Raw genomic sequence first — 14,002 nt, 5'->3', positions numbered from 1 at the left:
CTGTTATGAAGTCTGTTTTCCTCGCTGCAAGGGAAGCATCGAAAAAATGGACTATGCCCATTCGAGACTGGGGTACTATCCTTAACAGTTTCCTGCTTATATTTGGTGATAGGGTCAGGCTTCTTGAAACCTGACCATAAAATCATAATTTAAAGTTTACACACTTATCGGGATAGTGTCGATTCAAATATTTTTCATTTTACAAACCGATTTATTAGACTAAATTTGACTTCCTTCATACAATTCCATTACTATTAATAAAAACCCGTATGAATCCTAAATTAAATAAATTTGATTATTTTTTAACGTTTTTTTTTCTTCTTATAACTTCAAAAGGCACATTTATTACACAATCAAACATAATTTGGGGAGTTTTCCTGCTAATACTAATTTCATATAGTTTTTATATGAAGAGAGTTTTCAAAGGAGACTTAATGGTTTTTTTATACTTTATGTCAGGTTATCTATTATTATTATTTGTAAGAAACTATACCATTAATCTCCTTCCTTTCAGTTCTTTAGTCAGTGATATACTTTTTCTTTTTAAATATATTTTGCTCAGTTATGCATTTTGCCTTGCGCTGAAAGAAAATCTATTTTATCAATTTTCAACCGTTGTCTACCATTTAACTCTAATCTCCCTAATTTTTTATACAGTTCAACTCCTTGGAGGAGGAGATAAATTGTTTTCAATTGGAAAAATTGTGATGGGCTTCCTTCCTCCCATGGATGATATACCTTATACATATTCCAATATTATTGTTTTTACTTATGATCGATTACATTCAATTAGAAATTCCGGCTTTGCATGGGAACCGGGAGCATTTGGATGTTTTTTGGTTTTTGCCATCTACTTTCACCTCATTCAAAACAACTTCAAATTAGACAAAAGATTTCTAATCTTATCTATTGCATTGGCTACAACGCTTTCTACAACTGCCTTTGTAAGTTATGCGGTATTATGTCTCTTTATTTATAGACAAAAAGGAGGTTCGTGGAATTTAGGACTTGTTGCATTATTAACAATTATAACATTAGCATTTATCTACTTACCATTTTTAGGAGATAAAATAACCCAAACATATAAAGAGGATTTAGAAAAACTGGAGGATTTTGAGGCAGTTAAATCAGATCTTCAGTACTATTTTGAAAATGGAGGAGAAGTAAAATTGAATAGATTCTCCAGTGCAGTTTTTACTTTACGGCATTTAAAGGAAAAACTGATTTTAGGTGTAGGGAACACTTATGGTGAAATCCAAAGCACTGTTTATGAAGTTCCAATATCAAAATTCAACTTAACAAACAGTATTTTTGATTTCATGGCTAGATTTGGTCTTGTAGGATTGCTATTTTTACTTTTTCAAGTAGGAAGATTAGCATTCATAAAATTTGGAAGTTATGAAGCCGCTTTCTACCAAATTGTAATCTTTCTAAGTTTAGGTTTTGGAGAACCTATCTTTGCCCTTCCATTGGGGCTGATCTTCATCTTCATCCCTTATTTAAGTTTTGGTTTTGAAGACGATGAAAATGAAGAAATTGTTACTTAGGCTAACTTTTTTTGAATTAAATTTTTAAAGCATTTAATTAAAGCTTAGCGTTACTAAAAGCATTTTAAATTTTAAAATATTTTTTGCGAGATTGGGATGTTTGATTTAAACGGTAGGTGAATCAAAGCTCTTCTTGTAAAGAAATTGAATGTCCAGCATCAATTAGATCAATATCCTTTTTGAAAAGAGCTAAGTCTGAAATCACCATTTCACTGACTAAAGCCTTAAGATCATATTTTGGTTTCCAGTTTAGCTGTTGTTGGGCTTTTGTTGGATCACCAATCAAAAGATCTACTTCTGTAGGTCGGAAATACATTGGGTTTACTTTCACCAAAACATCTCCAACTTTAACTGAGTATCTAACTCTATCGAATAGCTTTTCTGTTGTTTTTAAGTCGATACTATCTAAAACACCAACCTCTTCTACTCCATCTCCTTCAAACTTCAATATGAAACCTATTTCCTTAAAGGCCATGGTGATAAAATCACGCACTGTAGTTGTTTTGCCAGTAGCAATTACATAATCTGAAGGATTTTCCTGCTGTAAAATCAAATACATTGCCTCTACATAATCTTTAGCATGTCCCCAATCTCTTTTCGCATCCAAATTACCCATAAACAATTGTTTTTGTAACCCCAATGCAATTTTTGCCACTGCTCTGGTAATTTTTCTTGTAACAAAAGTTTCACCTCTTAGAGGAGATTCATGATTAAACAATATCCCATTACAGGCAAACATATTATAAGCCTCCCTATAATTAACAGTAATCCAATATGCATACATTTTGGCAACTGCATATGGGGAACGTGGATAAAAAGGTGTTCTTTCAGATTGTGGCGTTTCTTGAACCAATCCATAAAGTTCTGAGGTAGAAGCCTGATAAATTTTTGTTTTATTTTGAAGGTTTAGTAGCCTTACTGCCTCCAAAATTCTAAGAGTACCAATTCCGTCTGCATTAGCGGTATATTCTGGGATATCAAAACTTACTTTTACATGACTCATAGCTGCTAAGTTATAAATCTCATCTGGCTGAGTATCTTGTATAATTTTGGTAAGATTCATTGAATCTGTCATATCACCATAATGAAGAAAGAAGTTTCTGTTTGGTTCATGTGGATCCTGATATAGATGATCAATCCTGTCTGTGTTAAATAACGAGGACCTCCTCTTAATGCCATGAACTTCGTATCCCTTTTTTAATAGAAATTCGGATAAATATGCACCATCCTGGCCTGTTACTCCTGTAATTAATGCGACTTTCCTTTTCATGATCAATTAATTTAAAAATTAAGTTTAACTTCTTTTATGTCTTTCAAATTATCAATGAACCAATTGAATGTAGAAAGAATCCCTGATTCTAAATCAATCCTTGATTCCCAACCTTCATTTTTCAGTTTAGAGATATCCAATAACTTTCTGGGTGTTCCGTCAGGCTTTGTTGTATCCCATTTAATGTCCCCTTTATGGCCTGTAATCTGTTGGATAAGTTTTGCTAATTCTTTAATGGAAATATCAGTGCCTGTTCCAACATTATAAAGACTTTCCTTCAACTCATTTTCCATTGAAAAAATCACTGCCTCTGCCAAGTCATCAACATGAAGAAATTCCCTCATGGGGTTACCTGAACCCCATAATTCTACAGTTATATTTTTTTTCTCTTTTGCCTCATGAAACTTCCTAATCATGGCAGGCAATACATGGGAAGATTGTAAATCAAAGTTATCATATGGCCCATACAGATTAGTAGGCATCAGACTGATATAATCCAATCCATATTGTTTCTTTACTGCCTCACATGCTTTTACTCCGGCAATTTTACTTATAGCATATGCCTCGTTGGTTGGCTCTAAAAATCCATTTAGCAAGTATTCCTCCTTAATTGGCTGTTGAGACATTTTTGGATAAATACAAGAACTGCCTAAAAATATAAATTTTTTAACCCCACATTTTAGCGAAAAATCAATAAGATTATTTTGAATCTGTAGATTTTCCATTAAAAATTGATAGGGATATTTAGAGTTTGCAAGAATCCCCCCTACCCTAGCTGCTGCATCGATAACTACCTCTGGTTGATTTTCATTGAAAAATACATTCACATCTTGCTGATTCCTTAAGTCCAATTCTGAACTTTCCAAACCTATAACATTCCGATATCCATTCTTTACCAGTAATCTAAAAATTGCAGACCCTACCATTCCTCTATGGCCAGCTACGTAAATCTTAGTTTCTTTACTTAACATATCCCAGTTGCGATTGTGTTAAAATACAATACGTAAAAATAAAAAACATTTTAAAATATTCAAAATACATTTTTTTGTATTGAAATAATATTTTATTTCTTCAATGACTTAATTATCTCGAAAAGAGCTAATCCAAATTTTTCAAGTGAATAATATTTGTTTTGTAATTCCAATCCTCTTTTCCCCATTTGCTTTCTCAAAACAGGATTATCCATTAAAATGTTAATCTTTTCCCTCCATGCCGCAATGTCACCTTCTTTCACCGTAAAACCAACTCCCTCTTTATTTATATCAATATCTATATACGGGTTCTCTGTCATAATCACGGCTTTACCCATAGACATGCTATCAAAAAGACTTGTTAAGCCCAAAGTAGAGCTTCTTTTCATTTTGAAACATATAAGGACAATTTTAGCCCTATTATATATTCTGCACAAATCACTATTGTTGATCCAATGAGTAAAAATTTCAACATTCGAAGGAATATCCTTTGTTTTTGGCTTATAATCAGCTTTCGCAAATATTTTTAGTTTTAAATCAAGCTCCCGAAATGCCTCTATGAGGGTATCAAAATCTCTATCAGTTTGACCATTTGTAACTGCATAATCCTCTTCTTCCTCCTCATTAATAAATTTTTCATAATAAGAAGTTTCAGATCCCCAATCCATTGAATGAACCTTTTCTTTACAATCATACTCACTAATTCGAAATGCATTCAATGCATCTATTTTAAGCCTCTTACTAATAAAAATTGCTCTATCATAACCTTTAAAAAGTTTTTCACCTAACCAGCGTTTAAATTTATTTTTAGAGTTCATTCCTAACAGGGGATAATGTATCATTACCACAATAGGGGTTTTTAATAGACCCAAAAATTTTAATGCAAGAAGTAGTTTGGTGGCAGCAGTTCCAAAAGGTGAATAATAAGCATCAATGTCCTTCGAATACTTTAATGCCCTCAATTGAAGGTCTAAATGTTGAATTAAAAATAAATTCCCAAGCTTTTTTAAAAACTTGTTTTCTTCATGGGATAGAATAATCATTTCAATACCATCCATTTTGTCGATTTCGGTTTTTCCCCATAATTGTTGTCCAGGAGTTATTCCCTTTTCCCAATCTTTGTAATAGCTATCCATAGGATAATCATTGAGCAAAAGTACCTTCATAAATTAGAATTGTTTTTTAATAAATTGCTGACCAATAAAACTTCACCTAATAAATCTTTTTAAGGGATCTTTAACCTTAGTATAATTTCAAGAGAATCCATAACTGCATATCCTCTTTACCTTTTCAAACCTTTGGAGTAACCTATCAAAACTCTCACCAAAAAAATACAATAGACAAACCCTTAAAAAAAAATGCCGTACAAAGAAAAGTCTTTCTCCACAAGAACTCTTTGAATTGTTATGCCTAAGAATTAGTTTTTTCATATTTTAAATTTCTCAATATATTTCCAACCAAATCTTAAATCATTAAAATTCATCATTTGTCTATTTTAATAATTTGTCCATCTGTTTTAAACATGTCATATAAAAAAGGGAATATGGTTTTTATCCAAAGTTTAGAAGCTATTATTGGTGTATCCAAAGGAAAATATTTTTTAACAAAGTAAATAAATTCTTTGTATGCTAGTCCTTTAGGACTGTACAAATAGGCAAGCCTTTCTTTGAAACTTGTTTTCTGTGATTTCCAACTTTTTCCATGATCATATTTGCAATACCCATAAACACCAGGAGCAGAAAAAACTAAATATCCATGTTTTTTTGCTCTCAAAGTATATTCAAAATCTGCAATCCCATGAATAAACTTTTCACCTAAAATTCCAATTTGCTTTACAATAGCTCCTGGGACAAGCATAATATTGGCACAGCCCAAATCACAATGTTCTTCTACTTCCAAATTGTTCACAAATTTAAATTTAAACCTTAATTTTGAAGTTAATTTAAAGCCTCCATAGGTGAATTTTCCAGATTCCGGATCAATTGTTGTTCCAATAATAATGCTTTCCTTTTTATACTTATCCAAAAGTTCTTTATCAACATTCAATATTCTTGAAATACAGTCGTCAAACAAGTATGTATCGTCGTTAAGAAGCAAGTAATAATCAAAGTCGGTTCCTTGATTTATTGCCATTTGCCAAGAATTCCTCATCCCTCCCGCCCAAAATAAATTACCATCCCCATATCCAACATGTATTTCAGGAAACTGACTTTTAATTATTTTTCCAGTTTGATCAGGAGAATTATCATCAGTCAAAAAAACCTGAAAAACCACATTGTTTAAACCTGTTTGATTGTAAAGACTTTTAAGACAATTGATCGTCTTCTCAACTCTATTAAAACTGGTAATCAAAACTGCAATCTTTTTCATAATATATATCCCTCAAATTAATTCCACTTTACTTGAACCAAATTCCTTCTGCTTTTTGATAAATTATCTTTTGAGTTTGTACATATGCAATAACCCCTAAAATTATTAAAATTGAGGAATTTGCTGTCACAATCCCGATCAATCCCCAAAATTGACCTAAATAAATAGAAAAGGGAACATTTACTATAGAGGCAATAATTATTACAAAAACTGAAATCCTAAGCTTACCTACTCCATTTATCAACATCATATGTATATTCAACCAGAAGAAACTCAAAAAATATCCTGAAACAGCTAGCGTGACATTAAATGGAACTATCAATCTTTCCCCTATCCAAATTTGGAAAACATATGGAGACACAATTAAACCAATCAGGCATAATAAAATAAACAATAAAAATATTTTCCTAAGCTTTTGCATATTTTTGCTTAACCAATTATAATCACCTAATCCAAATGCCTCAGCAAAACCTGTCCAATATGGATTTAAAATGACTGAAAGAAGCATAAACAAGGCTGTAAAATATTTATAAACAACATTATATACAGCAACGTCTTCATGACCAAGAACATTAGCAATTATTATATTTGAAGTTTGATATAGAACTAATGAACCTAATTGAATTATAAAAAAAAGCCCTCCGGTAGTAATAAGTGATTTAGACTTTTGGAAATCAATTCTATAAAAACTTGGAGCAAACATCTTTAATTCTTTCAAAAAATAATAAAAGCTTAATATAATTAAAGAAAGAATTGGAGAGAATCCCAAAACTAGGACTAAATGAATCAAATTTCTATTATCGAATAAATATAGCACGATCATTCCAATTACAGAAATAACCAAAGCAAACGTATTTACAAAGTTGGCCTTATAGTTCAAATGAACAGCAGTTAAAATATTGTGCAATAACTGAAGAACAAATTGCAGGCAAAATGCTATTATGACAATGTAAACAACTACTGAGACAGGAGAAGACAAATCATCAGGAATATTGAATATAGTACCCCAATCTAAGAATTGATCCAAAATGACAAATATTACCAAAAAACTAAGCGAAATCAACGTCATTATGGCATAAATCGAACTTACATAAATTCTTGCATTTTCAAAATCTTGTTGAGAATTATCTTGAGTCAACTTATTTCTAAGTCCATTCCCTAATCCAAAATCGAATTGACTCATCCAATTGGCTACAGAACTTACGGTCAACCAAACACCATACTCCACCGCACCAACATAACTTATTGACATTGGAACTATAATCAATGAAAGAACTATCCCCAATCCTTTAAAAAAAAAAGAGTTGACGATGTTTTTAAACACTAAAGAAGACCGGTCCCCTCTTGTATACAGATTATTAAATCTATCTATAAGAATTTCAAAAAAATGCATACTTGTTTTTAAGCTTTATGTTTAACCCTGATACTCTTATCAGAACTGTAATACCCATATCCAAATTTACTACTGGACAATTTTTCAGCGTCATTTAAAACTAAAAAGTTTCGTTTGAAAATATTATTTTGAACAACTTCCTCATACTCTTCAAGTTGACTGACCTTAGTGTAATTCAATCTAATAACATAGATTAAAACATCAACCGCCTCACTTAAAGACAAAGGATCCGCGACCAATCCCATAGGAGAAGTATCAACAATTACATAATCAAAACTTGATCTTAAACTCTTAAGTAAACCCAAAACTTTATTTGAATTTATTAATTCAGAAGGATTCTCTATATAGGTATTTAAGCCCAAAACAGAAAGATTTTCATCAATTCCAGATGGTATAATTATTTTTTTAAAATCGTTAATTGATTCGTTAAAATAGTTGTTAAGTGAAATTTCCGAATTAAGGTTTAATGCCTTTAAAATACTTGGACGCCTCAAATCAAAGTCAACAAGAACTACCTTTTTCCCTACCAAACTTAAGGAAATAGCTAAATTGATACTCGTAAATGACTTACCCTCTTTAGACATAGAAGATGAAATGGCAATTACTTGGTTCTCATTTTTGGAAAGGAATCCCAAATTGCTCCTAATCAGTCTGAATTGTTCTGCTGGTGGGGAAATACTTCCCGGTTTAACGACTATATATCCTTTTTCCTCATTTTTACCCACTTCTCCTAAAATTGGCACTTGGGTAATACCCTCTACAATTTTCTTTGAAGTAATTCTCTCAGAGAAATTATATTTTAAGAATAGAACAATTATTGGTAATGCTAACCCAGCTAAAAATCCAATGCCTATAGTCGTTAATTTTTTTGGGGAAACAGGCTTGACACTTGCTGTCGGAGCGTCTATCACCTGCAAACTACTTACCCCAGAAACTTCCAAAGCTAAAGCAGATTCATCACGCTTTCTTAATAAATATTGGTAATGCTCTTGCTTGATCCCCTTTTGCCTATCAATTTCCATTAATTCTCTTTCAATTACTGGAATTCTTTGCACCTGAGATCTATTTACATTTAAATTCTCCTCAAGGTTTTTCCTTGTAATTTCAAAATTCGATCTATTACTTCTAATGTTTTGAAGGATATTGGATTTAAGGCTTGATAATTGTTCATTTAAAGAAATTAACTGTTGGTTATTTGGTTGTACGATCCTACTAATCCTCTGTCTTTCTCTCAACAAATCATTATATTTTGACAATAGTTCAGATAGTGTAGGATCTAGAGTCACAAAAGAACTGGGAATTGTTTCATTGCCACTGCCTTGAACAGCTATCAAACTCTCAATTGACTCCAAAATTTCTATTTTATTGCTTAGTTCAGATATTTCTTTACTTGTACTTGCTGTACTTTCCAAATATATCCTTGAATCCAATCCTATGTCAGTAACCCTATTACGTTGTTTAAACCGTTCTACATACATTTCCAGAGAATCCAATTCCTTCTTTGCTAAAAAGAGTTTTTCATCCAGGAATTTGATAGTCTTTAAAGCTACTTCATTTTTTTGATTTTGATTTGAGGTATTATATCCCTCAATCAATGAATTAAGAATTTGCTTTCCCCTTGTCGGAGAAGAATCAAGTAACCTTATGAAAAGCGTACTTGACTTTACAGAAGATTGCTCAAAGTTTAAAGCTTTGGCATATCTTTCTGTCTTTACGATAGGGTTCTCTAGCCTGACGACAAAAGTTGAAAAAGGAAAACTAATAGCATCTTCTTCACTTTTCTTTTCTAAAGAAAAAACCCCAAACTCAGTTTTAATCTTATCGCCAAAATTAAATTCAGTTTTCTTATTCTTTGCAAACTCTATTTCAAATTTCTTTTCATTCAAAACTTTTATAGTAAAAACCTCTCCCTCTAATAAAAACTCTTCATTAAATTCATGAACAACAATATTTATTGATACATTGTAAGGACTTATTTCTCTTTTAAATATTCCAATTTTGTCATAAAATGTAACAAATGCAGATTTGGAGATTACTGCCTCATTAAGAAGCGATTTTGATCTTAGTTTTTCGATCTCATTATCCAATTTAACAGTGGTTTTGATATTCTCAAGATCACTCAAAATTGGGCTTTCAGTTAAATTACCCGCTCTTTCACCTTCTCTAATTAGAACTGAACTTGTGATTTCATAAAATGGTGTAGCTGATTTTAGATACAAAAATGACAATCCTACAAATAATAAAATTGAGGCTATTATATATGGCCAATAAGGTAAAAGCAACCTTACGGATTTAAACAAATCTATGGGCTCACCAGCCCCCTTATTTCTAGCCTTATTTTGATTCATATTAAACTAATTATATTATTATTCCTTTCTCTTTAATTAATTTATTTGAAATATATTTTGCCAATTAAATAAGATTGGAATAATTATAGAAGCACCTATGCCTAACAAAATCATACTTCTTTCATTTGTGCTGGCTTTGACTGCTTTCAACTTATGTGGTTGAACGTAAATAATATCATTTTGCTTAAGATAGAATAGAGGTGAATCCAAAAGATCACTTGAATTAAAGTTAATTTTAGATACTGTCCTTTTACCATCCTTTTCCCTTATCAAAAGAACGCTTTCACGAAGTCCAAATTCTGTCATATCGCCAGCGAGACCTAAAGCCTCCATTATATTGATCTCTTCATTTGGGACAAAAAAAGTAGAGGGATTATTTACTTCTCCAATCACTGTGATTTTAAAATTTACAAATCGAATTGAAACTACTGGGTCTTTAATATACTCACCAATCCTTTGCTCAATTATAGTCTTAGCTTCAGTTTTTGTTAAACCTGCAATTTTCACATTACCTACTGTTGGAATATTTATTATACCGGCTTCATCAACAATAAAACCTTCCGCATTTATGTTCTTAATTACAGTCCTGTTGTAATCCATTACATCAAGTGGCTCGTTGAACATTGAGTTAAGTTCTGGCTGAAGAGAACTCAAAGTTATTCTTAATAAATCACCTGTCTGAATTGTTACCCTATTCTCATTCGTGATTTCTTTTGTATAAATTTTATCATAATCAAGATCACTAAAATAGGTTAAATTCCTTACTGAACAGGACGAGGTTATCGAAATGAAAATAATGTAAAGGCTTAAGCGCCAATTTTCTCTAAACAACGTAAAACTACACATATCATTTATCTATCTATTGTATAAATTAATATTCAGGCCAAACTTCATAAAAAGATGTTAAAATAAAAATCAAATATATGAAATTTTTTTATATTTGAATTACATTTTTTTATATTCAAAAATAAATTTTATTCTTAAGTAAACCCATTATTTAACTTCTACTTTCAATTCTACAATGAAAACAGCTCCTAAATTTCAAAATTCCCTAATACTTCTATCAAAGTAAAATGAATTATGTTATTTTACAAACTAATTACTGGATCACTAAATTGTTTTTTTTGTATTTTACAATTCTACCCAAGTTAGATTTCTTAAAAATTAAATCCTCTACAGAATGGGAAGGTATCAATTCATCCAAAAGCTCATTTATAAAAGAATTGCTTTTTTTGAAATGTGCTCTTTTTACAGTTTGAAAAACCGTCTTATCATATTTAAATAGTTCCTCCAAAAAAGTTCCAGCTTTAAAACAATAAATTTTATGTTTTCCTTTTTTAAAATCATTTTTTGAATTAGAATTTGCCTCTATATCAATTCTAATTATGCTACCTTTAGCTGCTAATTCCTTTACTTCTTTAATCATCAATAAATACTCCCTGTTGGTTAGTAAAGATTTTGTTGTCTCACTCACAAATAAAATTTCATCAGGGTCTACTTCAAATGATGCAAAAGCAAAATCTGCAGTAGAATTAAAAGGACATGCCCTGACTATTAATTCATAATTTAAAATCCCGTTCTTTTTTATTAAAGTATTTACTTGATTGAAATACGTCAGGTGGTTAATTAAAATTACCTTATCAAAAATCCCTTTGTTACGATTTATCGCATAAATCAAAGATTGCTCCCAATTATTATTTTTTTTGATTTGATTGGTGACATTTTGGTTTAAACAATCAAAATGAGAATTTGAAGAATAAGCAGGAATTAATACGCAACTAGTTTTCATAACCATAAAATTTAAGGCCACAAATAATACAGATTCTTAAACTATTTATTTTGAATGCCAAAATTTGAATTTTAACTATAACAGAATATTTTTTCGTAATATTAACAATATAAATTTTAAAAACAAATTAATGTATTTAAAATACATTTTATTTAATTTATAAGTTACAGGTCCTGACCATTAAAATGATATAATTTAAAATCATTTATATTTGAAACACAGATGAAACAATATGAAAAAAATTGAAACCTGCTTGAGTCCTCAACTACTTCATCTTTATGAAATCAAAGGAAAGAATGTTCTTATAGTCGATATCTTCAGAGCTACTACCAGTATGATAGCGGCATTGGCCAATAATGTGATATCTATAACACCTTTTAAAAACCTCGAAGAATGTGAGGCCATGAAACCTCACGGTTACGTTATCGCCGGAGAAAGAGAAGGTAAAAAAGTGGCAAATTTTGACTTAGGCAACTCGCCTTTAAGCTATTTGAACAATGCATTTTCAAACAAAAAAATAGCAATTACGACCACCAACGGAACATTGGCAATTGAGATGGTTAAAGAGAATGCCAATAATATTATTATCGGAGCTTTTATAAATTTAAATGCAACAATTAAATACTTGAAGAGTCAAAAAGAAGACTTATTGATCCTATGTGCAGGCTGGAAAGGAAAATTTAATCTTGAGGACTCATTATATGCAGGAGCAGTAGCTTATTTGCTTAAAAATGCTTATACAACTGAATGTGACGGCACATTAGCATTAAAAAGCCTTTACGAGGCCAATAAAAATAATATGGCTGGATTTTTAGCTAATGCCTCTCATACTAAAAGACTTCAAAATCAAAATATTGAAGCTGATATTGACTTTTGTTTGACTTTTGATATTTATGAACTTATAGGTTTATTCAAAAATGGGGTAATTCAAGGCCAAATACTTTGACAGAAATGGAAATTTAAAAAGCGTTCTCATGACTTAATTGTTCCCATTTCTTCAAATTTTATATCTTTGTTGGCAAATTTAAATCTCATCCCAAAGAAAAATCACAATGACAGAGGTTAAACTCTTCTCGGGCACGCAAAGCCAGGCACTAGCAGAAAAAATAGCAAAAAACTACGGAAAAAAACTTGGGGACCTTACTATATCCAAATTCAGTGACGGGGAAATGTCTCCAAGTTTTAATGAGTCTGTAAGAGGATGCACTGTCTTTCTTATACAGTCTACCATGCCCACAGCAGATAATCTCTTGGAGCTATGTCTGATGATTGATGCTGCCAAAAGGGCCAGTGCTTATAAAGTTTGCGCGGTAATCCCTTATTATGGCTATGCAAGGCAAGATAGAAAGGACCGTCCGAGAGTTTCAATAGCAGCAAAGCTCATTGCTAATATGTTAACTTCTGCAGGAGCTGATAGAATCATGACCTGTGATCTACATGCAGGACAAATCCAAGGCTTTTTTGATATCCCATTAGATCACTTAAATGGATCCGCAATTTTTGTACCCTATTTGGAAAGGCTCCATAATGAAAATATGATATTTGCAGCCCCTGATGTTGGTGGTGTGGCTAGGGCAAGATCATATGCAAAGCATTTTGAAGTAGAAATGGTGGTTTGTGACAAACATAGGAAAAGAGCCAATGAAGTGGCCTCAATGCAAGTAATTGGAGAGGTAGAGGGAAAGGATGTAATCTTAGTAGATGATTTGGTAGATACTGCTGGGACACTATGTAAAGCCGCACAAATAATAATGGACAAAGGTGCCAAATCTGTAAGGGCTATTGCCACTCATGGCGTTCTCTCAGGTAAAGCATACGAAAACATTGAAAACTCAATTCTTAAAGAATTGGTTATAACAGATACAATTCCACTTAAACATTCTTCTTCAAAAATAAGGGTTTTATCAGTGGCCGAATTATTTGCAAAAGCAATTCATGCCGTTACTGGTAATACATCTATAAGTTCCTTATTCATTTAAAGGGCTTATTGTTTAATTTATAGTCTTTTTCTTTAAGAAGTTGTTTTTATTAATCGATTTCTTCTAGAAAAAAATGTACATCCGCAATGATACCAGTATTCAATTTAAATGCGGTTTTTAACCATACTGATATAAATTGATTTTGGATCCGCCTCGGAGGACAAGTTATTCATTGATTTGGATTCTAATTTTAGGGCTAACCCTATAAAACTCAGTTATTGGTATGATTGCGGATAATCATATAAAAAAATAATGTCCGGGTCGAAACAAATTACCAAAATATATATTGCCAGTTTCTCGAAATCCTTCGGGAAAAGATGCGACAATTGCTATTT

Annotated in this window: 11 protein-coding genes and 1 pseudogene; 4 read left to right on the top strand and 8 right to left on the bottom strand. The window is 31.5% G+C overall.

Annotation, left to right across the window (positions count from 1 at the left end; genetic code table 11):
• Window positions 1–134, top strand: a pseudogene (locus tag CLV48_RS20900) (IS256 family transposase); the annotation flags it as partial.
• Window positions 135–269: 135 nt separating this feature from the next.
• Window positions 270–1,547: an O-antigen ligase family protein gene (locus tag CLV48_RS06905; protein WP_146140074.1), complete on the top strand. Its 1,278-nt coding sequence runs from the start codon at window positions 270–272 to the stop codon at window positions 1,545–1,547.
• Between the two features lie 121 nt (window positions 1,548–1,668).
• Here CLV48_RS06905 and gmd read toward each other — a convergent pair whose 3' ends face one another.
• The 8 genes from gmd to CLV48_RS06865 form a co-directional block, all read right to left on the bottom strand.
• On the bottom strand, window positions 1,669–2,817 hold the full coding sequence (gmd, locus tag CLV48_RS06900; RefSeq protein WP_106566520.1) for a GDP-mannose 4,6-dehydratase: 1,149 nt from the start codon (window positions 2,815–2,817) through the stop codon (window positions 1,669–1,671).
• 11 nt (window positions 2,818–2,828) lie between these two features.
• Window positions 2,829–3,788, bottom strand: coding sequence for a GDP-L-fucose synthase family protein (locus CLV48_RS06895; protein WP_106566519.1), 960 nt, complete (start codon window positions 3,786–3,788; stop codon window positions 2,829–2,831).
• A gap of 92 nt (window positions 3,789–3,880) precedes the next feature.
• The gene (locus tag CLV48_RS06890; RefSeq protein ID WP_106566518.1) at window positions 3,881–4,954 is read right to left on the bottom strand and encodes a glycosyltransferase; all 1,074 of its coding nucleotides are present in this window, start codon (window positions 4,952–4,954) and stop codon (window positions 3,881–3,883) included.
• A gap of 316 nt (window positions 4,955–5,270) precedes the next feature.
• Window positions 5,271–6,158, bottom strand: a complete 888-nt coding sequence (locus CLV48_RS06885) for a glycosyltransferase family 2 protein (RefSeq protein WP_106566517.1) — start codon at window positions 6,156–6,158, stop codon at window positions 5,271–5,273.
• 28 nt (window positions 6,159–6,186) lie between these two features.
• Window positions 6,187–7,551, bottom strand: coding sequence for an oligosaccharide flippase family protein (locus CLV48_RS06880; RefSeq protein WP_106566516.1), 1,365 nt, complete (start codon window positions 7,549–7,551; stop codon window positions 6,187–6,189).
• Window positions 7,552–7,559: 8 nt separating this feature from the next.
• Window positions 7,560–9,899 (bottom strand): GumC family protein, encoded by a 2,340-nt coding sequence (locus CLV48_RS06875; protein ID WP_106566515.1) that lies wholly within the window; start codon window positions 9,897–9,899, stop codon window positions 7,560–7,562.
• A gap of 36 nt (window positions 9,900–9,935) precedes the next feature.
• Window positions 9,936–10,730, bottom strand: coding sequence for a polysaccharide biosynthesis/export family protein (locus CLV48_RS06870; RefSeq protein WP_425430710.1), 795 nt, complete (start codon window positions 10,728–10,730; stop codon window positions 9,936–9,938).
• Between the two features lie 268 nt (window positions 10,731–10,998).
• Window positions 10,999–11,688: a glycosyltransferase family protein gene (locus CLV48_RS06865; protein ID WP_106566514.1), complete on the bottom strand. Its 690-nt coding sequence runs from the start codon at window positions 11,686–11,688 to the stop codon at window positions 10,999–11,001.
• Between the two features lie 232 nt (window positions 11,689–11,920).
• Between CLV48_RS06865 and CLV48_RS06860 the strand changes: the two genes are divergently transcribed.
• The gene (locus tag CLV48_RS06860) at window positions 11,921–12,634 is read left to right on the top strand and encodes a 2-phosphosulfolactate phosphatase (protein ID WP_106566513.1); all 714 of its coding nucleotides are present in this window, start codon (window positions 11,921–11,923) and stop codon (window positions 12,632–12,634) included.
• 106 nt (window positions 12,635–12,740) lie between these two features.
• The gene (locus tag CLV48_RS06855) at window positions 12,741–13,667 is read left to right on the top strand and encodes a ribose-phosphate pyrophosphokinase (RefSeq protein WP_106566512.1); all 927 of its coding nucleotides are present in this window, start codon (window positions 12,741–12,743) and stop codon (window positions 13,665–13,667) included.
• The last annotated feature ends 335 nt before the right edge of the window (window positions 13,668–14,002 follow it).

The sequence above is a fragment of the Cecembia rubra genome (assembly GCF_003014575.1).
Lineage (GTDB): Bacteria > Bacteroidota > Bacteroidia > Cytophagales > Cyclobacteriaceae > Cecembia_A > Cecembia_A rubra.
Note: the sequence above shows the minus strand (reverse complement) of the source record. Positions and strands in the feature narration are given on the sequence as shown.